Origin of the sequence: Klebsiella indica, assembly GCF_005860775.1 — a bacterium.
GTDB lineage: Bacteria > Pseudomonadota > Gammaproteobacteria > Enterobacterales > Enterobacteriaceae > Klebsiella > Klebsiella indica.
The window spans coordinates 195,925-217,996 of record NZ_VCHQ01000009.1 but is presented as its reverse complement, the minus strand read 5'-3'; the positions used below and the strand labels follow the sequence as shown (position 1 = coordinate 217,996).

Below are 22,072 nucleotides of genomic sequence, written 5' to 3'. Positions count from 1 at the left end.
GATTATCACCAGAAAGTGCATGTTATTCTGGATGGTGCTGGTTATCACCGTTCACTTTTAGTGAAAGACTGGGCGGAAGTGGTGAATATAAAACTCCATTATCTCCCGCCGTACAGTCCAAACCTGAATCCAATAGAACGAATGTGGAAATTAATGAACGAACATGCCCGGAATAACCGCTACTTCAGCAACAGCAGGGAGTTCAGGGATGCAATATCTGAATTTTTCAGCCATACGTTACCGGAGATAGTGGGTTCTCTGACGTCCCGAATTAACGATAATTTTCAGGTGCTCAAATCTGTGTCTTGAGGTTTATTGGGTATATATTGCCTGTTTTTTCATGGCATTCAGCACCCGGATAGCCGCTGACTGAGTGCGGGATCATCGCATGGGGGTTGGGCGCATCAGGGAAACCTGGCGAGAACGCAGGTACGCATCCAGGACTGGCCGTCAGATGAAGTCGGAGTGGAACTGACCGCGTAGCGGCAGGTTTTCAGCGCAATGCCGGGTTATGGGGGCGAGCGAAACGCCCCTATGCCGTTCACAGGCTGTGGAGATGACCCATATCCTCGGATGGACAGTGAACAGAACAGTTCACCGACCCAAACCCGGCGAAAACGAAAAATGCGCCATTTTCGCCAAAGCCACCTCTTTAACTGAAAGCCTCTGACCAGTATTACGCCATTGGACGGGAATAGTGTATATCAACAGCTTACTTATTCAGCTCCGCCAGGCCTAGCCAGGTTTGCACGACGGTATCAGGATTCAGGGAAAGGCTATCAATCCCCTCCTCCATCAGCCAGGCAGCGAAGTCTTCGTGATCGGATGGCCCCTGACCGCAAATACCCACGTATTTACCCTGTTTCTTCGCCGCACGAATAGCCATCGACAGCAGCGCTTTTACCGCATCGTTGCGCTCATCAAACAGCTCAGAAACCACGCCGGAATCACGATCCAGACCCAACGCCAGTTGCGTCATGTCGTTGGAACCGATTGAGAAGCCGTCAAAGTATTCGAGGAACTGCTCCGCCAGTAGCGCATTCGATGGGATTTCACACATCATAATGAGCTTCAGGCCATTCTCGCCACGCTTAAGCCCCTGACGCGCGAGCTCTTCGACCACAGCTTTTGCCTGTGCGACGGTCCGGACAAACGGCACCATGATTTCGACGTTAGTCAGCCCCATGTCGTTACGCACCCGCTTAACCGCCTCACACTCCAGCGCAAAGCAGTCACGGAAGCTTTCGGAAACATAACGACCGGCACCGCGGAAACCCAGCATCGGGTTCTCTTCTTCCGGCTCGTAACGCTCGCCGCCGACCAGATTCGCGTACTCGTTAGATTTAAAGTCAGAAAGACGCACAATCACCCGTTTCGGGAAGAAAGCCGCACCAAGGGTTGAAATCCCCTCCGTCAGGCGACCGACATAGAACTCTCTGGGTGAATCATAACCCTTCATCAACTCGCGGATTTCGCCCTGCAATGCCGGTTCCTGATCGTCAAACTCCAGCAAGGCGCGGGGGTGTACGCCGATCATGCGGTTGATAATAAACTCCAGACGCGCAAGGCCCACGCCTTCGTTTGGCAGGCAGGCAAAATCAAAGGCGCGATCCGGGTTACCGACGTTCATCATGATCTTCAGCGGCAGATCCGGCATGTCGCCAACGCAGGAGCTCTTCACGCTAAAGTCGAGTATTTCGGCATACACGTAGCCGGTATCGCCTTCGGCGCAGGAGACGGTCACGTTCTGATTTTCCTGGATGCGATCGGTCGCATTGCCGCAGCCAACCACCGCCGGGATCCCCAGTTCGCGAGCGATAATCGCCGCATGACAGGTACGCCCGCCGCGGTTAGTCACAATCGCCGCCGCTTTCTTCATGATCGGTTCCCAGTCCGGGTCGGTCATATCAGTGACCAGCACATCGCCGGGCTCAATGCGGTTCATTTCACTGATATCATGAATAACTTTTACCGGCCCGGCACCGATGCGATGACCGATAGCGCGCCCCTCAGAAATAATCTGCCCTTGCGCATGCAGGGTGTAACGCTCCATCACCTGGCCGCGGGAACGGACCGTTTCCGGACGCGCCTGCACGATGAACAACTCACCAGTATGACCATCTTTCGCCCATTCGATATCCATCGGACGGTTGTAGTGCTTCTCGATTTGCACCGCTTGTTTCGCCAGTGCCTGCACTTCGGCGTCGGTCAGGGAGAAAACATCGCGTTGCGCCTGCGGAACATCTTCGATACGCACCTGTTTCCCATGTTCCTGGGTTGCGGCATAAACCATGCGGATCTTTTTCGACCCCATCGTGCGGCGCACGATAGCCGGGCGACCCGCCGCAAGCGTGGGCTTATGAACGTAAAACTCATCCGGGTTTACCGCCCCCTGCACCACCATCTCGCCGAGCCCCCAGGCGGAAGTGATAAACACCACCTGATCAAAACCGGATTCGGTGTCGATGGAGAACATGACGCCGGACGATGCGAGATCGGAACGCACCATCCTCTGCACCCCGGCGGAGAGCGCCACGCCGCGATGATCGTAGCCCTGATGCACGCGGTAGGAAATTGCGCGATCGTTAAACAACGATGCAAATACGTGCTTAACGGCAACCAGAACCGCATCAAAGCCCTGTACGTTAAGAAATGTCTCTTGCTGCCCGGCGAAGGAGGCGTCCGGCATATCTTCCGCCGTCGCGGAAGAGCGCACAGCAAAGGAGGCCTCAGCATTGTCGGCGGACAATCGGGTATACGCGTCGCGAATCGCGTTTTCCAGCTCGCTCTGGAACGGCGTATCGATGATCCACTGACGGATCTGCGCGCCGGCGTTCGCTAATGCGGAAACGTCGTCAATGTCGGTTGCATCCAGCAGTTCATAAATACGCTGGTTTACACCACTTTGGTCCAAAAACTGATTAAACGCATCAGCGGTAGTGGCAAACCCGTTCGGTACGGAAACGCCCATACCTGACAGATTTGTAATCATTTCACCAAGGGAGGCATTTTTGCCCCCAACCCTGTCTACATCATTCATGCCGAGTTGGTTATACCAAAGCACCAGCGGTGACGAGCCATTGTTGGACATTGAGACAATCCTTTTGTGATTTAATACCAGTGATATACACGCCCTTTCAGACTGTTTTCCCGTTAACGGCGCATTGAATCCCTGTCGCCGCGTTATCACCGCGCTCGGGGATTCCATCGCTCGCCGCCAGACGGCATTCTGAATGGTGTTGTGTATAAATAATTCACGATCAACTACCGGATTTATCCTGACATATTTATGCGTCTGAAAAAAACGGTGAATCGTTCAAGCAAATTATTTTTTCATTTTTAGGATTCTTTGCCGGTTATACATAACTCCATGATTCTTTGGGAATCTGGTGAGATTTAATACCAAAGCCAGACCAATAATAAAAATGAACTCACCTTTTCATTAAAAATAAAAATAGCATTTCATTTTTTAAAATTGAGACAAAGAGTGGCACGATATGCTTAAATTTAATATCAACTTTCAAACAATTAATCGTGTTATACCGGATGGTCAAAATGGAAAGTGTTGTCGATCGCCACGTGTTTTATATTTCCGATGGAACCGCCATTACGGCAGAAGTTTTAGGGCATGCGGTCATGTCGCAATTCCCGGTTACCACCAGCAGCGTGACCCTGCCCTTTGTTGAAAATATCAGCCGTGCACGGGCCGTGAAAGAGCAAATTGACGCCATTTTTGAACAAACCGGTATTCGGCCACTGGTTTTCTATTCCATTGTACTTCCGGAAATCCGCGACATCATCGTGCAAAGCGAAGGCTTTTGTCAGGATATTGTCCAGGCGCTGGTGGCACCGTTACAGCAGGAGCTACGCCTTGACCCGACGCCCATCGCCCATCGCACTCATGGCCTGACGCCGGGCAATCTGAACAAATACGACGCGCGTATCGCAGCGATTGATTACACCCTTGCTCACGATGACGGGATCTCGTTGCGTAATCTTGATCAGGCTCAGGTGATCCTTCTTGGCGTCTCACGCTGTGGAAAGACGCCCACCAGTCTGTATCTGGCGATGCAGTATGGTATCCGCGCCGCTAACTATCCATTTATCGCCGATGATATGGACAATCTGATTCTTCCTGCATCGTTAAAGCCGCTGCAGCACAAACTTTTCGGTTTAACAATCAATGCGGAGCGCCTGGCGGCCATCCGCGAGGAGCGGCGGGAAAATAGTCGCTATGCTTCTTTGCGCCAGTGCCGCATGGAGGTCACCGAAGTCGAAGCGCTGTACCGCAAAAACAAAATTCCTTGCCTGAACAGTACCAATTATTCCGTGGAAGAGATCGCCACCAAAATTATGGACATTATGGGTCTAAGTCGTAAAATGTACTAATAGACTAGTACGATATTATAAATTTGTTTATGCTATCACTTGCACCCTATACAGGATTATGCCCTGCTCTTGCAATAAACAGGGATTGCTTTATCGTGATACGCATCACTTCCTGGTATTTTCGCCGAGGAAGAAACAGATTTTTGAGACCCCCGAATGAATAAAACAGACGAATTGCGTACCGCGCGCCTTGAAGGCCTGGTCACGCCCGCGGAACTGGCGCAACGGCACCCTATATCCGCCGCCGTTGCAGCACATGTTTCCGCAACACGCCGCCGAATCGAGAAAATCCTCACCGGTGAAGATCGCCGCCTGCTGGTGGTGATCGGTCCATGTTCCATTCACGATACAGATGCGGCGATGGAATATGCTCGCCGCCTGCAAGGGATGCGCAGACGCTATCAGCCACAACTGGAAATCGTTATGCGCACCTACTTTGAGAAGCCTCGTACGGTAGTCGGCTGGAAGGGGCTCATCTCGGACCCTGACCTGAACGGCAGTTACCGGGTTAATCACGGTATTGAGCTGGCACGGAGCCTGCTGTTACAAGTGAACGAGCTGGGCGTACCGACCGCCACCGAGTTTCTCGATATGGTGACCGGGCAGTTTATTGCCGACCTGATAAGCTGGGGCGCGATTGGCGCACGCACCACTGAGAGCCAAATCCACCGTGAAATGGCCTCCGCGCTCTCCTGTCCGGTAGGTTTTAAGAACGGCACCGATGGTAATACACGTATCGCCATTGATGCCATTCGCGCTTCTCGCGCCAGCCATATGTTCCTGTCGCCGGACAAGCAAGGGCAGATGACTATCTACCAGACCAGCGGCAACCCTTACGGTCATATCATTATGCGCGGTGGTAAAAACCCGAATTATCACGCTGATGATATTGCCGCCGCCGGAAGGGCGCTGGCGGAATTCGACCTCCCGGAACAACTGGTCGTCGATTTCAGCCATGGCAACTGCCAGAAGCAGCACCGCCGCCAACTGGAGGTTTGCGCCGATATTTGCCAGCAGATCCGCGCAGGATCGACCGCCATTGCCGGGATCATGGCCGAAAGTTTCCTGCAAGAAGGGACACAGAAGGTGATTCCCGGCCGGCCGTTGACCTGGGGCCAATCAATCACCGACCCTTGTCTGAGCTGGGAAGATAGCGAACGATTGCTTGATGAATTAGCCGACGCAACCGCCAGCCGCCTGTAGCCCTTCCCCCCACCGACACCGCGGTGGGGAGTCCCTCGCATTGATTTCCGGTCTGTCACCGGCCAACTGGCATCACGGGTTAAATAATCCTTGCGATGAAAAACAACATTATTGATAATGATTATCATTGTTGATTTGATTTTGGGTGCTTTGACGCATATGGATAACGCTGCCACAGCAGAAATAACAAAAGACAATACTCCCTATCCTGTCCCCTCTGACAGAGTGATAAGCAGCCTTGAATTATTAGGCCCTGAAGGGCGAGTGGTCATTGAACACAGCGGTCAGCGTTATTTACTCCGCCAGACCCATGCCGGTAAGCTGATCCTGACTAAATAATGATCCCCGCCATTTGCGCGACGGGGATGGACAAACCTAACTGGAACAGCTCACTTCAAGACGTTTCCCCCATTCCGGCGGGCGATGGGTATAATCGTCCGACCGATCGGCAAAAGGCTGAGATAATGCGTTGTGCAGACGCGCCAGTTCACTCATATCCCCTTGTTCCGCCTGCTCAATCGCCCGTTGCGCCAGCCAGTTGCGCAATACGATCGCCGGATTCACGCTCCGCATATGCGCCTGTCGCCACGCATCATCAATCTGCTCATCGCACAGGCGCGAACGGTAACCAGCAAACCAGCTATCAAAGGCGGCACGGTCAATAAATTCATCGCGCAATGGCGAAGCGGCGCTGGCCTGTTCACTCTCGCTCAACATCCGGAACGTTCGCGTGTAGTCGCTGCCTTCACGTTCCATCAGGGAAAACAGGCCATTCAGTAGCTCATTATCCCCTTTCTGTTGGGTTAACAGCCCCAGTTTATCGCGCATACGCTGACCATAAGCCGTCAGTAGTTTGTACTGGTAACTATCCAGAGCGCAATTCAATGCCTCCGCGTTGATAAACGGTGACAATGATTGCGCCAGCCGCTGTAAATTCCACAGCCCGACAGCAGGCTGATTGTCAAAGCTGTAGCGCCCCTGATAATCAGAGTGGTTACAGATAAAGCCTGGCTGGAAATCATCGAGGAAACCATATGGACCGTAGTCCATTGTCAGCCCCAGAATCGACATATTATCGGTATTCATTACCCCATGCGCGAAGCCGATCGTCTGCCAGCCGGCAATCATTTCCGCCGTCCGCGTGACAACGTCACTGAACCACAAAATATACTTATCCGCTTCGTTCTGCAGATGTGGCCAGTGATGACGGATCACATAGTCCGCCAGTTGTTGGACCTTTTGCGGCTCACGGCGATAGTAAAAATGCTCAAAATGGCCAAAGCGGACATGGCTTTCGGCAAGACGCATCAGCATCGCTCCGCTCTCGACGGTTTCACGGTACACCGGGGTATCGCTGGTCACCATAGCCAGCGCACGCGTGGTGGGGATACCGAGCGCATGCATCGCTTCCGACGCCAGAGCTTCACGAATCGTCGAACGCAGTACTGCCCGCCCGTCGCCCATGCGTGAATAGGGCGTCAACCCAGCCCCCTTGAGATGCCAGTCAAAACGACGACCATCGGATAGCTGCTGTTCGCCGAGCAGAATGCCGCGCCCATCGCCAAGCTGACCGGCCCACGCGCCGAACTGGTGACCGCTGTAAACCTGCGCCAGCGGCGACATACCGGGCAGCAACGTTTCGCCTCCCCAGACGCCTGCTCCCTGCTGTGGACGGAATAGCGTTTCGGGAATACCCAGCGTGTGCGCCAGCGACGCATTGTGCCAGGCAAGTCGGGCATTCTCTAACGGCGTTGGGGCCAGAGCGGTGTAAAAATCCGGCAGTTCATCATGCCAGTGGGTTGTAAAAGACAGGGTCATGGTTCCTCCTGTCTTCAGTGTAGTGCTTTCAACAAACTATTAACACGGAGCGATTTCAGGGATATTGGCTAAAAAGGCAAGAGCGTCGCCTCCCTCCGGATAATTGTTCGATGCTAGATCCTTCTCGCCTGCCAGAATTTTTTATGCCAGTAGACATTATTTAACGATGAACGCGTCACGCCCTGACTGGTTGACGCGTGGATAAACTGGTTATTGGTATCGTAAATCCCCACGTGCAGACCGCTCTCGCCAGAACCGGTCTTGAAAAAGACCAGGTCACCGGGTTGCAGTTCGCTCTTATCGATTTCCGTGCCGATTTCCGCCTGCTCACGGGTTTCCCGTGGCAGTTGCATCGAGAATTTATCGCGGAAAGTCATCACCACGAATCCCGAACAATCAACGCCGCGAGGCGACATTCCGCCATAGCGGTACGGCGCGCCACGCCAGTTTTGTAACTGCTCGTTCAGGTTGGCGACCACGACAATAGGATCGGCAAGCCGCGGGTCAGGCGGCGGTGCCCGATGGCTGCTACAGCCCGCCAAAAAGAGCGCAACGAACAAAATGAACCAGTAACGCATCTCAGACGAACCCTCTGTTCCCTGTTTAATTACCAGGATAATCTAGCCTGTTTATCAACCTACTGACAAGGTAACGGCGTGCTACTGTGATGCAACGAGCATAAGATGGCCTGCCACCTCCACTCTTCGGAAAGCCATGGCATAGGCAGCGGTTAAGTTTTCTTCGCTCAGTACTTCACACGTCCGGCCACAGGCGATTGTTTTCCCCTGACAGATAAGCCAGGAATGATGGGCATGCCGGAGAGTATGATTGAGGTCGTGGCTGCTCATCACGATAGCGACCCCTGAAGCGCTAAGTTCGCTTAATAGCCGATCGAGCGCAGCCTGCTGCGCCACATCAAGGCTGTTCATTGGCTCATCCAGCAGTAATAATTGCCCGGATGGATTGGCCTGAGGATGGATTTGCAATATTACCGCCGCCAGGCGCACCCGCTGCCATTCTCCGCCAGAAATGTGGTTTACCTGACGCTCAAGTTTATCGCTAAGACCCAGCGTCCCGGCGACATTCTCCAGTAGCGCGTTGTGCATACCGTTCTGCAAATGCAGTGACAGATAATGCCAGACCGGCATCGCGAAGGGCGGCATCTGATGTTGACACAGCCAGGCGCGATGATGCGCCAGAGCCTGTGCCGGCCAGTCGCTTAACGGCCGCTCGTTCAGCATGACCCGCCCAGGTCCCGTCGCGAGACCCGCCATTCGCGCTAACAGCGTGCTCTTTCCCGCGCCGTTCGGCCCCACAAGGTGAATAATTTCACCTTGTCGGACATCTGCAGAAAACGGCGCCAGACGCCCCGTTTCCTCAACATCCTGTAACTGCATTAAAAACGGCATTATTTCGCTAATGCCTCTTTAATGGCTGCTGCCAGTTGCGGATCGTCCGGCGTCATATCCGGGGAGAACCGGCAGATGACCTGACCGTCACGGCCAATCAGGAATTTTTCGAAGTTCCACAAAATATCATCCACATACAGCGGTGCCCGACCTTTACTGGCCATGCGCTCATAGAAGCCACTGCCTTCAGGCGCCACCGCCTGCGGCGCGGAATCAACCAGCTTCTGATACAAAGGCGCACGATGTTCGCCATTGACATCAATTTTGCTGAACATGGGGAAAGTCACGCCATAGGTCGTGCTACAGAACGTTTTAATCTCCTCCTCACTGCCTGGCTCCTGTCCGAGGAACTGATTACACGGGAAGCCAAGTACGCTAAAACCTTCGCTTTCGAGATCTTTTTGCAGTGCTTCTAACTGCGCATATTGCGGGGTCAGGCCACATTTCGAGGCGACGTTAACGATCAACAACACCTTGCCGGCATAGGGCAGAAGCGTTGTTTTCTCACCATCAATGGTGGTGACTTCAGTATTAAGAATATCGTGTTGCATAGCCTTCCCTCAGTGAATAAAACGGTTTCTGCGTCAGGTGATCCTTATCTACTGTAGCGGATTCAGGCCATGTCATTCTACTTTGAATCGCCCAGGAGTGTCTCTTGATGTAACAAAGCGCGCGACATACATTGGCCGCAACAGCGGCCCGAGTAATTCAGTGTACAGAGGTAAATGGATATATACCCGTCATACTTCAAGTTGCATGTGCGTTGGCTTTCCTCGTTCACCCCAGTCACGTACTGGAGTACGCTCCCGGGGATTCACTGCGTCGCCGCCTTCCTGCAACTCGAATAATTTAGGGTATAATACTATCTCGCAGTTTGTTAATTTAAGAGAGTTTTATTGATGAAAAAGATATTTAGCGCAGTGTTAATTGCGGCTTCCGTCACGCTGTTATCAGCCTGCTCGCCGGATGAAGATAATAAGATTAAAGTAGCAATTAACACCGGGCCGGATGAAGCTATCTGGAAAGTCGTAGAACATGTGGCTAAAGAAAAATACAACCTTAATGTCGAAGTGATCTCGTTTAATGATTACGTGCTGCCTAACGAAGCCTTAAACAATAAAGACGTCGATGTTAACGCTTTCCAGACGCTACCGTATCTTGACGCGCAGTCAAAAGAACGCGGCTATAAATTTGCTATTGTCGGTAAAACTTTTGTTTTCCCGATTGCGGCTTACTCTAAGAAAATCAAAAATATCAGTGAATTGCCAGATGGTGCGACAATTACTCTGTCAAATGAAGCCACGACGCTGGGACGCAGCCTGTTGCTGCTGCAGGCCCAGGGTTTAATCAAGCTGAAGGAGGGCGTGGGTTACCTGCCGACAACACTGGATATTATCAACAATCCCAAACAACTGAAAATTGTCGAAGTCGATACGCCGCAGTTGACCCGCACGCTGGATGACCCAAACGTTGCGCTGTCGATTATTAATACTAACTTCTCCGCCCAGGCGGGTTTGTCCGCTGCCCGCGATGGTTTATTTATGGAAGGCCCGGACTCTCCGTACGTCAACGCCATCGTTTCCCGTCAGGATAATAAAGACAGCAAGAAGGTTCAGGAACTGAAAAATGCGTTCCAGACCCAGGATGTTGCCGACAAAGCTGCGGAAGTCTACAAAGGCGATGCCATTAAAGGCTGGTAACACGTTTTTCCCCCACAGGCGCAGCGCCTGCGGGGGAAGCGTTGACCTATCATTGCGGACGCGCAGATTTCAATAATAACCAGACAAACACCGGCGCCCCCAGCGTAGCGGTGACCACACCGATAGGTAACTCCGCCGCCGGCAGCGCCAGACGCGCGACAATGTCGGCCACCAGCAGTGCGCTGGCTCCCGCTAACAGACAGGCCGGGAGCAGCACGCGATGATCGCTCAAACCGCATAAACGCAGAATATGCGGAATAACCAGACCGATAAAACCAATTGCCCCGGCCAGCGCCACGCTGACGCCCACCAGCCAGCCCGTGGTGATTACCAGCAGGTTACGCCACAGCGCCAGCGGCAATCCCAACTGGCGAGCAGAAACCTCCCCCAGCGCCAATAAATTCAGCGGCTGCGATTGCAGGCACACCCAGGCCAACACCGGTAATAACGCCAGCATCAACCATAGCTGTTGCCAGTCAACGCCGCCAAAACCGCCCATCATCCAGTACATCAGTTGGCGAAGATCAAACGACGTGGAAAAATAGACCGCCCAGGTCATCAGCGCGCTACAAATAATGCCGAGCGCAACGCCCGCCAGCAGCAGACGACTGGTTGATAAATGCCGCCTGGCGAAGCGCAGTAAAATAAAGGTGATGATCAGCGCCCCCATGATCGCGCACAGCCCCAGAGCCCAGTCGGGCAGCCACCCTTTGCCCAACAAAACGGCTGCAATCAAGCCCACCCCGGCACCGTTGGAAACCCCCAGCAGCCCTGGTTCGGCCAGCGGGTTTTCAAACAACGCCTGCATAACCGCCCCCGAAAGCGCCAGCGCGGCGCCGACCAGCAAAACAGCCAGCGTCCGCGGCAGACGGATCTGCCAGATAAAAAGCTCGCCTTTGGCGCTGAACCATTCGCCAGGGCCTATCCACTGGTCGCCTGCGCACAGGCTGATGATTGACGTTATCAACAACAACAGCGTTAATCCGGCAAGCCATCGCCAGTTATGACGCCGTTGAATTTGAGCAAAAATCAGCATAGATTCCGAAATCCACAACAGGAATGTGATTGATTTTACTGTATTCAGCAAAGAAAAGAAAAAAGGCCGCATAGCGGCCTTTTTGGTTAGTTCAGATTATTTGTCTCTGGGTGACGCATTTTCGACACGGCTTTTTAGCTTCTGACCGGGTCTGAACGTCACAACTCGCCGGGCTGTGATTGGAATATCCTCTCCCGTTTTCGGATTACGACCCGGGCGTTGGTTCTTATCACGCAAATCGAAGTTGCCGAACCCGGAGAGTTTTACCTGCTCACCGTTTTCCAGAGCGCGACGGACCTCTTCGAAAAACAACTCTACCAGCTCTTTAGCATCCCGCTTGCTAAGCCCAAGCTTATCAAACAGATATTCTGACATTTCAGCTTTTGTAAGCGCCATAGGTTCAATCCCTCAATGATGCCTGGAATCGCTCTTTCAATGCCTCTACACATTTGGCGACGGTAGCGGCAATCTCCTCTTCTTCGAGTGTACGGCTGGTATCCTGGAGGATTAGGCTAATCGCAAGACTCTTAAAGCCTTCCGCCACACCTTTACCGCGGTACACGTCAAATAAGTTTACGCCAACTACCTGATTTACGCCAACTTTCTTACACTCGGCTAAAACATCGGCTGCCGGCACATTTTCCGCCACAACAACAGCGATGTCACGACGGTTAGCCGGGAAGCGAGAAATCTCGCGCGCCTGAGGCACCACGCGGTCTGCAAGCTTGTTCCACTCCAGTTCAAATACCAAAGTGCGACCGTTCAGATCCAGTTTACGTTCCAGTTCGGGATGAACAACCCCAATAAAACCAATGCGTTCACCTTTCAGATAAATCGCTGCCGACTGGCCTGGATGCAGTGCCGGATTCGCTTCCGCCCTGAACTGAATGTCGGCCAGTTTACCGGTGAGTTCCAGCACCGCCTCCAGATCGCCTTTCAGATCATAAAAATCAACGGTCTCTTTCGCCAGATTCCAGTGTTCTTCATAGCGGTTGCCGCAAATGACGCCCGCCAGCATCAGATCCTGACGAATACCCAGATATGCCTGGGTATCCGGCACAAAACGCAGACCGGTTTCGAAGATGCGCACACGATTCTGCTGCCGGTTCTGGTTATAGACCACGGTTGACAACAGACCGGTCCACAGTGAAAGACGCATGGCCGACATCTCTATGGAGATCGGGCTTGGTAGAATCAGCGCCTCTTCCCCCGGATGTAACAGTTGCTGAACCTTCGGATCGACAAAGCTATAGGTGATCACTTCCTGATAACCTTTGTCATTAAGCATGGTTTTCACACGTTTCAGCGACAAGCTGGCTTCACGATGGCTACCCATGATTAAACCTGCCTGAATCGGCTTGTCAGGAATGTTATTGTAGCCATACACGCGCGCCACTTCTTCGACCAGGTCTTCTTCAATCTCCATGTCGAAACGCCAGCTCGGCGCAACCGCTTTCCACTCATCCTGACCTTCTGCCACTTCACAGCCAAGACGGCGCAGAATATCACCCACCAGCTCATCCGAAATGTGATGCCCGATCAGACGATCCAGCTTGCTACGGCGCAATGTAATGCGCGCCCGTTCAGGCAGCGTCGCCTCATTTGTAACGTCGATAACCGGACCGGCTTCACCACCGCAAATATCGATCAACAAACGGGTGGCGCGCTCCATTGCTTTGTACTGCAACGCCGGGTCCACACCGCGTTCATAGCGGTGGGAAGCATCCGTATGCAGACCGTGGCGACGCGCACGACCGGTAATAGACAGTGGGCTAAAGAAAGCACATTCCAGCAGAACGTTTTGCGTTTCCCCATTCACACCGGAATGCTCACCGCCGAAGATCCCGCCCATTGCCAGCGCTTTCTGATGGTCAGCAATAACCAGGGTGTCGGTATCCAGCGTCGCCTCGGAACCGTCCAGCAGCACCAGGGTTTCTCCTGCATGCGCCATACGTACGACAATCCCGCCTTCAATGCGATCTTTGTCGAATGCGTGCATCGGCTGGCCCAGTTCGAGTAGCACATAGTTGGTCACATCAACCACTGCGTCAATAGAGCGGATACCACAACGGCGCAGTTTCTCTTTCATCCACAGCGGCGTCGGCGCGCTGACATTAATACCTTTTACTACGCGCCCCAGATAGCGCGGACATGCATCCGTGGCTTCAACCTGAATGGGCAGAACATCATCAATGGTCGCCGCAACCGGCGTGATTTCTGGCATATTCAGCGGTGCTTTGTTAAGTACCGCCACATCGCGTGCCACGCCGATAATCCCCAGACAGTCCGCGCGGTTCGGCGTCACGCTGATTTCGATGGCGTTATCGTCCAGCTTCAGGTATTCGCGGATGTCGGTCCCCAGCGGCGCATCGGCAGGCAACTCGATGATGCCGCTATGGTCGTCGGAAATCCCCAGTTCGGAGAACGAGCACAGCATTCCTTCTGACGGCTCACCGCGTAGTTTAGCTGCTTTAATTTTGAAATCGCCCGGCAGAACCGCGCCAATGGTCGCAACGGCGACCTTCAGGCCCTGACGGCAGTTTGGCGCGCCGCAAACGATGTCCAGCAGACGTTCGCCACCGATGTTGATTTTCGTTACCCGCAGTTTATCGGCATTGGGGTGCTGCGCGCATTCAACCACCTCCCCCACAACAACGCCATTAAAGCTTCCCGCTACGGGCTCTACGCCATCCACTTCGAGCCCGGCCATGGTTATCTGTTCTGCAAGCGCTGCGCTATCGATAGCCGGGTTCACCCACTCGCGTAACCACAGTTCACTGAATTTCATTGTTCTGTCCTGCCCTTATTTAAACTGTTTGAGGAAACGCAGATCGTTTTCGAAGAATGCGCGTAAGTCGGTTACGCCGTAGCGCAGCATCGTCAACCGCTCCATGCCCATGCCGAAAGCAAAGCCAGAGTAGATTTCTGGATCAATACCGACATTGCGTAGTACATTCGGATGCACCATGCCGCAGCCGAGCACTTCCAGCCATTTACCATTTTTACCCATGACATCCACTTCGGCAGACGGTTCAGTAAACGGGAAATAGGACGGACGAAAACGAATTTGCAGATCTTCTTCAAAGAAGTTACGCAAAAAATCGTGCAGCGTTCCCTTCAGGTTGGTGAAGCTGATATTCGTATCAACGATCAGTCCTTCCATTTGGTGGAACATTGGGGTGTGAGTTTGATCGTAGTCGTTACGATACACGCGGCCAGGCGCAATAATGCGGATCGGCGGCTGTTGGTTAGCCATGGTGCGAATCTGCACGCCTGATGTCTGCGTGCGCAGAAGGCGGGTGGCATCAAACCAGAAAGTGTCGTGGTCAGCGCGTGCCGGATGGTGACCGGGAATGTTTAAGGCATCGAAGTTGTGGTAATCATCTTCAATTTCCGGGCCGGTCGCAACGGTAAAGCCAAGCTCACCGAAGAAACTTTCAATGCGGTCGATGGTACGGGTAACCGGATGCAGACCGCCGTTTTCGATACGACGTCCTGGCAGAGAGATATCGATAGTCTCAGCGGCCAGACGGGCATTGAGCGCCGCGCTTTCGAGCTCAGCTTTACGCGCATTTAGCGCCTGCTGAACCTGCTCTTTGGCTTCGTTGATAACCGCACCGGCTGCCGGACGCTCTTCAGCAGGCAGCTCACGCAGGGTTGTCATCTGAAGGGTTAACTGCCCTTTCTTCCCCAGGTATTCCACGCGGACATTATCCAGCGTAGCAACATCTGATGCCTCGTTAATGGCTGCCTTCGCACTGGCAACCAGCTCTGCGAGATGTGACATGGTTTTCCTCATTGTGTCGGTGCAGACACCGGTTCGTTGGACTAAATTTATCTGTGCTGTACACCATTACTCTGTCGTTCGAGTTGCAGGCAAGCGGCGAAGGAGTGCGCCCCCGGACATTGACATAATAACCACATGATCGGGGTGAACGATCGCCAGCAACGCATTTGCAACCTGGAATACGACGAGTAAAAAAAAGCCTCCACTTGGGAGGCTTCAGGGCGCTGTTTTCCGTTTCTTCTTTCACGCGCTAGCCTCCTGCGTTCAGGTGCTAAAGTAAAAAAAGAAACGGAAAATAGCAGCATTCATGCTTGCGTTACCTTGTCTGGTAAGAAACGTAAGGCCGTATTGAAAGGCTTACGGTTATAAAAGTCAATGTATTGCTACTCCTGAAACGAAAAGAGGGAGACTAGCCCCCTCTTTCAACTGGCTTATGCCAGTGCTGCTTTCGCTTTTTCGACCAGCGCGGAGAACGCTAATTTGTCGAACACGGCGATATCAGCCAGGATCTTACGGTCGATTTCAACAGAGGCTTTTTTCAGGCCGTTGATGAATTTGCTGTAAGAAATACCGTTCTGACGTGCTGCTGCGTTGATACGCGCAATCCACAGTTGACGGAACTGACGCTTACGTTGACGACGGTCACGGTAAGCATACTGACCTGCTTTGATAACAGCCTGGAAGGCAACGCGGTATACGCGAGAACGCGCACCGTAGTAGCCTTTAGCTTGTTTCAAAATTTTCTTGTGACGTGCACGGGCAACTACACCACGTTTTACGCGAGCCATATGTGCTCTCCTGTATCTATTCTAATTAAAAAGTTAAAAGGGTTAACGACTTATGCGTACGGCAGGCACGCGATGACCAGGCCCAGATCGCCTTTGGATACCATGGCTTTCGGACGCAGATGACGTTTACGCTTAGTAGCTTTTTTAGTCAGAATATGACGCAGGTTAGCGTGCTTGTGCTTAAAACCACCTTTACCGGTTTTTTTGAAGCGCTTAGCAGCACCGCGTACGGTCTTAATTTTTGGCATTTTAATAACTTCCACTTCGCATTGTTAATTAACGAAACTGAGGCGAACAACGCCCGCGGAACCCATAACAGGCACCACGGGTATTGCTACTTGAAGGCCTTACTGTTTCTTCTTAGGAGCGAGCACCATGATCATCTGGCGGCCTTCGATCTTCGTTGGGAAGGATTCGACTACTGCCAGTTCACTCAGATCGTCACGGACGCGGTTAAGCACTTCCATACCGATCTGTTGGTGGGCCATTTCACGACCACGAAAACGCAGTGTGATTTTGGCCTTATCGCCATCTTCCAGAAAGCGAACCAGGCTGCGGAGTTTTACCTGGTAATCGCCATCATCGGTGCCAGGTCGGAATTTGATTTCCTTAACCTGAATAACTTTTTGCTTTTTCTTCTGTTCCTTGGAAGACTTACTCTTTTCATAAAGGAACTTGCCGTAGTCCATTATACGACAAACTGGCGGTTCGGCGTTAGGGCTGATTTCAACTAAGTCTACTCCAGCCTCTTCAGCCTTTTCGATAGCTTCTCTCAGACTCACAATACCCAGTTGCTCACCTTCCAGACCTGTTAAGCGAACTTCCTGGGCGCGAATCTCGCCATTAATACGATTCGGACGTGCCGTTTGAACTCGTTTTCCGCCTTTAATACCTTATTCCTCCAGTTGTTGAAGACTGCGGCTGCGAATTTCTTGTTGCAGCTTCTCAATCATTTCATTTACGTCCATGCTGCCGAGGTCTTTCCCGCGACGTGTGCGCACGGCCACTTTGCCGGCTTCGACTTCTTTGTCGCCACAGACCAACATATACGGGACACGACGTAAAGTATGCTCGCGGATTTTAAAGCCTATCTTCTCATTTCTCAAGTCCGCTTTTACGCGAATGCCCGCATTTTGTAGTTTACGCGTCAATTCGTTAACGTATTCAGCCTGAGAATCCGTAATATTCATGACCACGACCTGGACTGGCGCAAGCCAGCTTGGGAAGAAGCCCGCAAATTCTTCGGTCAGGATGCCGATAAAACGCTCCAGAGAACCAAGAATAGCGCGGTGAATCATTACAGGAACCTGTCGTTCGTTATTTTCACCAACATAAGAGGCGCTTAAACGCTGCGGCAGGGAGAAGTCCAGCTGTACAGTACCGCACTGCCAGGCACGATCGAGGCAATCATACAGCGTAAATTCAATTTTCGGGCCATAAAATGCGCCCTCACCCAGTTGATATTCAAACGGGATGTTATTTTCTTCCAGCGCCACCGCCAGATCCGCTTCAGCGCGATCCCATGTTTCATCGCTACCGATACGTTTTTCCGGACGCGTTGACAGTTTGACGACGATCTTATCGAAGCCAAAGGTACTGTACATATCGTAGACCATACGAATACAGGCGTTCACTTCATCACGCACCTGATCTTCCGTACAGAAGATATGCGCATCATCCTGAGTAAAGCCACGTACGCGCATCAGACCATGCAGCGCGCCTGAAGGCTCGTTACGATGGCAACTCCCGAATTCAGCCATACGCAATGGCAGATCGCGGTAGGATTTCAGCCCCTGGTTGAAAATCTGTACGTGCCCCGGACAGTTCATCGGCTTGATGCAATATTCACGGTTCTCAGAAGACGTGGTGAACATCGCATCTTTATAGTTGTCCCAGTGGCCGGTTTTTTCCCATAGCACACGGTCCATCATAAACGGGCCTTTAACTTCCTGATACTGGTACTCTTTCAGCTTAGAACGCACGAACGTTTCCAGTTCACGGAAGATAGTCCAGCCGTCATTGTGCCAGAACACCATGCCCGGGGCCTCTTCCTGCATATGATACAGGTCAAGCTGCTTACCGATTTTACGGTGATCACGCTTTGCAGCTTCTTCAAGACGCTGCAGATAGGCGTTCAGCGATTTTTTATCTGCCCAGGCGGTGCCGTAGATACGCTGCAGCATTTTATTGTTGCTGTCGCCGCGCCAGTACGCTCCCGCGGTCTTCATTAATTTGAAATGATGACAGAAACGCATATTCGGCACGTGCGGCCCGCGGCACATGTCGATATATTCTTCGTGATGATACAAACCAGGTTTGTCATCATGCGCAATATTTTCATCAAGAATAGAGACTTTATAGCTCTCACCGCGATTCACAAAGGTTTCACGCGCTTCGTGCCAGCTGACTTTCTTCTTGATGACATCATAGTTTTTCTCGGCGAGCTCGTGCATACGTTTTTCGAGCGCATCGATATCTTCCTGGGTCAGGGTATGGTCCAGATCGACATCATAATAGAAACCATTGTCGACAACCGGACCGATCGCCATCCTGGTATTTGGCCACAGCTGTTTAATCGCATGCCCCAAAAGGTGTGCGCAGGAGTGACGAATAATCTCAAGACCATCTTCATCTTTAGCGGTGATGATAGATAACGTTGCGTCGTTTTCAATGGGATCACAGGCGTCAACCAGCTCGCCGTTGACACGGCCAGCAATCGTGGCTTTCGCCAGACCCGGACCGATATCCAGAGCAACATCCATCGGGCTCACAGCATGATCAAAATGGCGTTGGCTGCCATCAGGAAGCGTAATTACAGGCATTTCATGTCCTTATTTGCAGTGGTGCCCCACACGAAAGAGCACATACAAAACAATATAATCATAATTATCAACAAGTTCAGACCCAGTTCCCGCTTCACTCTGCGAAAGTATGTTTGCGACCGTTTCCCGATTCGCCCCCACCTGCAGCCGCTCGTTGATAACACCAACGGTTAGTTTACACATCATTACTGTGTGATTAAAGTCACGTGAGGTCATCCCCGTCATATTTCAAGCTGCGGTGCGTTGGCAATACTCGCCCCATCCCCGGCCCGCGACAGGCAGGGCCCGCGCAAGTGCGGGTCCAAAACGGTTAACCGTTTTGTTCTGAAACTCGAATCATTTAGAGTATCAATAGCTATTATTGATTGAGAAATAAAAATTGCTGGATAATTATGTTAACATTGCGCCATCAAGAGAATAATAGCACACAATCCCAATCGCAAAAAAAATAGCAATAGACACTATAAATATCTGACATTAAAAATGCGAAAAGCCTGCGGCTACATCTTTAACCTGCTTATCGCCAGAAAAAATACGCAAATATAAAATAGATTACCGTCGAATATCAGGACCATTCACCCGCTACAAGCTTATGCACATCAAATGCATCATTCATTGACTGACCGGTTGATTGCGAACCCGGCGCAATATTGGAGCCCGCTTCAACATCGGTGGCTTTAGCGATACCGATTGGCGTATGGTGATTGTCATCCGGTTGGGGCAACGGGGTGGCAGCGAATGCGCCGAAAGATATCATGCACAACATTGTTGCCGCCAGTGCGATTTTGCTATTTCTCATGATAGTTATTCTCTTATTTATTACAGGTAATAACATGGAAAAAACCGCTTCTCCACTGTTGTCCAGTATAGATCCAAATCACATTTTTGTCCGAGGAAATAGTTGTCTTTTTGTGTCAAATTAACTCTGCATTGGTTAGCAAAAAATGATTACGTGGAATGCATACAGGCCCGTTCTTTTTATAAAAGACAAAACAAGAGACCAGAAATAATAACACTATACATTGCTATATGTTAAAACGATCAGGCCGGAAAATCCGGCCTGAAAATACTACATTTTATATCCAAGCGACACTGTCGTGCGCCGGTCAGTATGTTCCGGAGCTGAAGAAGGAGGCTGAGAGTTCCACGTCAGGTTATAGGCCACTTTGAGAGCAAAATGTGCATTGATAGCAACGTTTAATGCGCTTTCTGAGTTCAGCGTCGTATCGTCAGATCCGAATACCGAGACACCCTGCGTAAATTTGGTGTTATCCGTCATCTGCCACGCCCATGTTCCTGATGCGTAGCCCAGCGGCCGGGTTTTGTCATCGCCATCGGTATACTCGTCATAACGTACGCCAGGACCAAATTCAACACGCAAACTATAAATCGGGCCATTCAGAACCTGTCGACCATAACCTGCGGTTAGCACATCACGTTGCTGATAACCGTTATAACGATCCGTCAGCCAGCTTGCCTGACCAAAAAGATAATTCTGGTCAGTCAGATTATAACGGCTACGCCCACCAACCGCGTACTTTTCTGAAGAACGCTCATCGTTTGAAGAGGTATTGCTGGCATTCCCCCACAACGACCATGCAGTGGTGCCACCATACCAGGTCAAAGTGGAGTCCGCGGTCATCGAGGAACTTTTCGTATTGCCGGACTGCGCCAGATAGCCGGCATTAACAGTACCTTCGAAAGGTTTTTTGGCTGTGGAAGGGTCATCCATGACAGTAAAAACGGAATCATCGGCGATTGCGCATGCAGACGCAAAAAGCCCTCCCGCCAGCATGACTGCTGCGGGTACTGTCTTTAAAAGCTTCATTTAATTTAAAGTCCGTACACATAAAAGGAGACTCGAAAGGTCCCGGAAACTTTCGCGAGGATCGTTGATTGTCGACCCTAAGAAAGGGAGTAAATTATAAAAAAGCACGATTAACTTAGCAATCAATTACTATTTCATTTTTTGTATAAGACGCTTCTCAAAACAATTTTTCGTTCATAAAGATAAAAACAGCAACGTTTATGCATATCCTTAACATTGACTTCTCTCGCCCCTGTTGACGGCTATGGTTTAAAAACAGTGTGGCAGTCCCGTATTATGGAGGAAATCGGATGACCAAAATCTATACGCTCACGCTCGCCCCCTCTCTCGACAGCGCTACGCAAACACCGCAAATGTATCCTGAAGGCAAGTTACGCTGTAGCGCCCCTGTGTTTGAGCCTGGCGGTGGCGGCATTAATGTCGCGCGGGCGATTACCTTTCTTGGCGGCAGCGCTACCGCGATCTTCCCGGTCGGCGGCGCCACCGGTGAACACCTGACGACACTGCTGATGGGTGAGCATGTCCCGGTGGACACGGTAGAAGCGGCAGACTGGACACGGCAGAATCTTCATGTACATGTCAACGCCAGCGGTGAGCAGTATCGTTTCGTGATGCCGGGCGCAGCATTAACTAAGGAGGAGTTCCATCTGCTTGAGGAAAAAGTTCTCATGCTCACGCCCGGCTCACTGTTAGTCATCAGCGGGAGCCTGCCCCCAGGGATTAGCGTCGATAACCTGCGGCAGTTAGTCAAAAATGCGCAACAGCATGGCTTGCGCTGCATTGTGGATAGCTCCGGTGAGGCGCTCGCCGCGGCCCTTGAAGTCGGCAATATTGAACTGGTAAAACCGAATCAGAAAGAACTTAGCGCCCTTGTGCAACGCGATCTCAGCCAGCCTGATGATGTGCGCAAGGCCGCACAACAGTTAATCGACTCGGGAAAAGCCCATCGGGTCGTCGTTTCACTGGGTCCGCAGGGGGCTTTAGGCGTTGATGCGGACGGCTGCGTCCAGGTCGTACCGCCGCCAATGAAAAGCCAGAGTACCGTCGGCGCCGGGGACAGTATGGTCGGCGCAATGACCTTACGGCTGGCGGAAAACGCCTCGCTCGAAGATATGGTTCGCTTTGGTGTTGCAGCGGGGAGCGCCGCAACAATAAATCAGGGTACCCGACTTTGCTCGCTGGAAAATACGCAAAAAATCTACGACTACCTGCGCGGTCGTTAGTCTCTTGATTCCCGCTGTCACGTCGGCGGGAGTCGCCAAATCATCACGATGGTCTATGCTAAAAAATCC

General features: G+C 51.8%; 22 protein-coding genes and 1 other annotated feature. Of the genes, 6 read left to right on the top strand and 16 right to left on the bottom strand.

Translation table 11 applies throughout. The annotated features are described in order from the left end of the window. Positions 1-309: transposase (locus tag FE839_RS08505; protein ID WP_171034846.1), on the top strand; the 309-nt coding region annotated here is incomplete at its 5' end. A 403-nt stretch (positions 310-712) separates the two neighbouring features. On the opposite strand, the gene ppsA is transcribed toward FE839_RS08505, so the two are convergent. After that, positions 713-3,091, bottom strand: coding sequence for a phosphoenolpyruvate synthase (gene ppsA, locus FE839_RS08500; protein ID WP_138360384.1), 2,379 nt, complete (start codon positions 3,089-3,091; stop codon positions 713-715). 464 nt (positions 3,092-3,555) lie between these two features. Between ppsA and ppsR the strand changes: the two genes are divergently transcribed. The 3 genes from ppsR (at position 3,556) to hemP (ending at position 5,931) form a co-directional block, all read left to right on the top strand. After that, entirely contained in the window at positions 3,556-4,389 is an 834-nt protein-coding gene (gene ppsR, locus FE839_RS08495; protein WP_138360383.1) for a posphoenolpyruvate synthetase regulatory kinase/phosphorylase PpsR, read from the top strand. A gap of 156 nt (positions 4,390-4,545) precedes the next feature. Next, on the top strand, positions 4,546-5,592 hold the full coding sequence (locus FE839_RS08490) for a 3-deoxy-7-phosphoheptulonate synthase (protein ID WP_138360382.1): 1,047 nt from the start codon (positions 4,546-4,548) through the stop codon (positions 5,590-5,592). Positions 5,593-5,751: 159 nt separating this feature from the next. Continuing rightward, entirely contained in the window at positions 5,752-5,931 is a 180-nt protein-coding gene (gene hemP / locus FE839_RS08485) for a hemin uptake protein HemP (protein ID WP_138360403.1), read from the top strand. 36 nt (positions 5,932-5,967) lie between these two features. Here hemP and selO read toward each other — a convergent pair whose 3' ends face one another. From selO to FE839_RS08465, 4 genes are all read right to left on the bottom strand, one after another. Then, entirely contained in the window at positions 5,968-7,410 is a 1,443-nt protein-coding gene (selO, locus tag FE839_RS08480; RefSeq protein ID WP_138360381.1) for a protein adenylyltransferase SelO, read from the bottom strand. A 113-nt stretch (positions 7,411-7,523) separates the two neighbouring features. Then, on the bottom strand, positions 7,524-7,988 hold the full coding sequence (locus FE839_RS08475) for an NlpC/P60 family protein (protein WP_138360380.1): 465 nt from the start codon (positions 7,986-7,988) through the stop codon (positions 7,524-7,526). 81 nt (positions 7,989-8,069) lie between these two features. After that, positions 8,070-8,819 (bottom strand): vitamin B12 ABC transporter ATP-binding protein BtuD, encoded by a 750-nt coding sequence (btuD, locus tag FE839_RS08470; RefSeq protein WP_138360379.1) that lies wholly within the window; start codon positions 8,817-8,819, stop codon positions 8,070-8,072. Continuing rightward, entirely contained in the window at positions 8,819-9,370 is a 552-nt protein-coding gene (locus tag FE839_RS08465) for a glutathione peroxidase (protein ID WP_138360378.1), read from the bottom strand. The genes btuD and FE839_RS08465 overlap by 1 nt, the downstream gene beginning before the upstream one ends. A gap of 348 nt (positions 9,371-9,718) precedes the next feature. Between FE839_RS08465 and FE839_RS08460 the strand changes: the two genes are divergently transcribed. Beyond that, the gene (locus FE839_RS08460; RefSeq protein WP_138360377.1) at positions 9,719-10,519 is read left to right on the top strand and encodes a MetQ/NlpA family ABC transporter substrate-binding protein; all 801 of its coding nucleotides are present in this window, start codon (positions 9,719-9,721) and stop codon (positions 10,517-10,519) included. Between the two features lie 49 nt (positions 10,520-10,568). On the opposite strand, the gene btuC is transcribed toward FE839_RS08460, so the two are convergent. The 11 genes from btuC to FE839_RS08405 form a co-directional block, all read right to left on the bottom strand. After that, positions 10,569-11,555 carry a vitamin B12 ABC transporter permease BtuC gene (gene btuC, locus FE839_RS08455; protein WP_138360376.1) on the bottom strand — a complete coding sequence of 329 codons (987 nt, stop codon included), beginning with the start codon at positions 11,553-11,555 and terminating at the stop codon, positions 10,569-10,571. Between the two features lie 96 nt (positions 11,556-11,651). After that, positions 11,652-11,951, bottom strand: a complete 300-nt coding sequence (gene ihfA / locus FE839_RS08450) for an integration host factor subunit alpha (RefSeq protein ID WP_004102960.1) — start codon at positions 11,949-11,951, stop codon at positions 11,652-11,654. A gap of 4 nt (positions 11,952-11,955) precedes the next feature. Beyond that, positions 11,956-14,343, bottom strand: a complete 2,388-nt coding sequence (gene pheT, locus FE839_RS08445) for a phenylalanine--tRNA ligase subunit beta (RefSeq protein WP_138360375.1) — start codon at positions 14,341-14,343, stop codon at positions 11,956-11,958. Positions 14,344-14,358: 15 nt separating this feature from the next. Beyond that, positions 14,359-15,342 carry a phenylalanine--tRNA ligase subunit alpha gene (gene pheS / locus FE839_RS08440; RefSeq protein WP_138360374.1) on the bottom strand — a complete coding sequence of 328 codons (984 nt, stop codon included), beginning with the start codon at positions 15,340-15,342 and terminating at the stop codon, positions 14,359-14,361. Between the two features lie 189 nt (positions 15,343-15,531). After that, positions 15,532-15,656: a sequence feature (Phe leader region), on the bottom strand. Next, positions 15,607-15,651: a pheST operon leader peptide PheM gene (gene pheM, locus FE839_RS24655; protein WP_001386830.1), complete on the bottom strand. Its 45-nt coding sequence runs from the start codon at positions 15,649-15,651 to the stop codon at positions 15,607-15,609. (Overlaps the previous feature by 45 nt.) Before the next feature lie 117 nt (positions 15,657-15,773). After that, positions 15,774-16,130, bottom strand: a complete 357-nt coding sequence (gene rplT, locus FE839_RS08430; protein ID WP_138360372.1) for a 50S ribosomal protein L20 — start codon at positions 16,128-16,130, stop codon at positions 15,774-15,776. A gap of 50 nt (positions 16,131-16,180) precedes the next feature. Next, on the bottom strand, positions 16,181-16,378 hold the full coding sequence (gene rpmI, locus FE839_RS08425; protein ID WP_001124225.1) for a 50S ribosomal protein L35: 198 nt from the start codon (positions 16,376-16,378) through the stop codon (positions 16,181-16,183). Between the two features lie 99 nt (positions 16,379-16,477). Continuing rightward, positions 16,478-17,020, bottom strand: a complete 543-nt coding sequence (gene infC / locus FE839_RS08420; RefSeq protein WP_071845866.1) for a translation initiation factor IF-3 — start codon at positions 17,018-17,020, stop codon at positions 16,478-16,480. A gap of 3 nt (positions 17,021-17,023) precedes the next feature. Next, on the bottom strand, positions 17,024-18,952 hold the full coding sequence (gene thrS / locus FE839_RS08415; RefSeq protein ID WP_138360371.1) for a threonine--tRNA ligase: 1,929 nt from the start codon (positions 18,950-18,952) through the stop codon (positions 17,024-17,026). Positions 18,953-19,517: 565 nt separating this feature from the next. After that, complete coding sequence (locus tag FE839_RS08410) at positions 19,518-19,751, bottom strand: hypothetical protein (RefSeq protein WP_138360370.1); 234 nt, start codon at positions 19,749-19,751, stop codon at positions 19,518-19,520. Between the two features lie 270 nt (positions 19,752-20,021). Then, positions 20,022-20,780, bottom strand: a complete 759-nt coding sequence (locus FE839_RS08405; protein WP_138360369.1) for a DUF481 domain-containing protein — start codon at positions 20,778-20,780, stop codon at positions 20,022-20,024. A gap of 290 nt (positions 20,781-21,070) precedes the next feature. On the opposite strand from FE839_RS08405, the gene pfkB reads away from it, so the two are divergent. After that, on the top strand, positions 21,071-22,003 hold the full coding sequence (gene pfkB / locus FE839_RS08400; RefSeq protein ID WP_138360368.1) for a 6-phosphofructokinase II: 933 nt from the start codon (positions 21,071-21,073) through the stop codon (positions 22,001-22,003). The last annotated feature ends 69 nt before the right edge of the window (positions 22,004-22,072 follow it).

Coding starts and splice junctions, on each gene's coding strand:
- ppsA (WP_138360384.1), bottom strand. CDS start 3,091: ATGTCCAACAATGGCTCGTCACCGCTGGTGCTTTGGTATAACCAACTC.
- ppsR (WP_138360383.1), top strand. CDS start 3,556: ATGGAAAGTGTTGTCGATCGCCACGTGTTTTATATTTCCGATGGAACC.
- FE839_RS08490 (WP_138360382.1), top strand. CDS start 4,546: ATGAATAAAACAGACGAATTGCGTACCGCGCGCCTTGAAGGCCTGGTC.
- hemP (WP_138360403.1), top strand. CDS start 5,752: ATGGATAACGCTGCCACAGCAGAAATAACAAAAGACAATACTCCCTAT.
- selO (WP_138360381.1), bottom strand. CDS start 7,410: ATGACCCTGTCTTTTACAACCCACTGGCATGATGAACTGCCGGATTTT.
- FE839_RS08475 (WP_138360380.1), bottom strand. CDS start 7,988: ATGCGTTACTGGTTCATTTTGTTCGTTGCGCTCTTTTTGGCGGGCTGT.
- btuD (WP_138360379.1), bottom strand. CDS start 8,819: ATGCCGTTTTTAATGCAGTTACAGGATGTTGAGGAAACGGGGCGTCTG.
- FE839_RS08465 (WP_138360378.1), bottom strand. CDS start 9,370: ATGCAACACGATATTCTTAATACTGAAGTCACCACCATTGATGGTGAG.
- FE839_RS08460 (WP_138360377.1), top strand. CDS start 9,719: ATGAAAAAGATATTTAGCGCAGTGTTAATTGCGGCTTCCGTCACGCTG.
- btuC (WP_138360376.1), bottom strand. CDS start 11,555: ATGCTGATTTTTGCTCAAATTCAACGGCGTCATAACTGGCGATGGCTT.
- ihfA (WP_004102960.1), bottom strand. CDS start 11,951: ATGGCGCTTACAAAAGCTGAAATGTCAGAATATCTGTTTGATAAGCTT.
- pheT (WP_138360375.1), bottom strand. CDS start 14,343: ATGAAATTCAGTGAACTGTGGTTACGCGAGTGGGTGAACCCGGCTATC.
- pheS (WP_138360374.1), bottom strand. CDS start 15,342: ATGTCACATCTCGCAGAGCTGGTTGCCAGTGCGAAGGCAGCCATTAAC.
- rplT (WP_138360372.1), bottom strand. CDS start 16,130: ATGGCTCGCGTAAAACGTGGTGTAGTTGCCCGTGCACGTCACAAGAAA.
- rpmI (WP_001124225.1), bottom strand. CDS start 16,378: ATGCCAAAAATTAAGACCGTACGCGGTGCTGCTAAGCGCTTCAAAAAA.
- thrS (WP_138360371.1), bottom strand. CDS start 18,952: ATGCCTGTAATTACGCTTCCTGATGGCAGCCAACGCCATTTTGATCAT.
- FE839_RS08410 (WP_138360370.1), bottom strand. CDS start 19,751: ATGAGAAATAGCAAAATCGCACTGGCGGCAACAATGTTGTGCATGATA.
- FE839_RS08405 (WP_138360369.1), bottom strand. CDS start 20,780: ATGAAGCTTTTAAAGACAGTACCCGCAGCAGTCATGCTGGCGGGAGGG.
- pfkB (WP_138360368.1), top strand. CDS start 21,071: ATGACCAAAATCTATACGCTCACGCTCGCCCCCTCTCTCGACAGCGCT.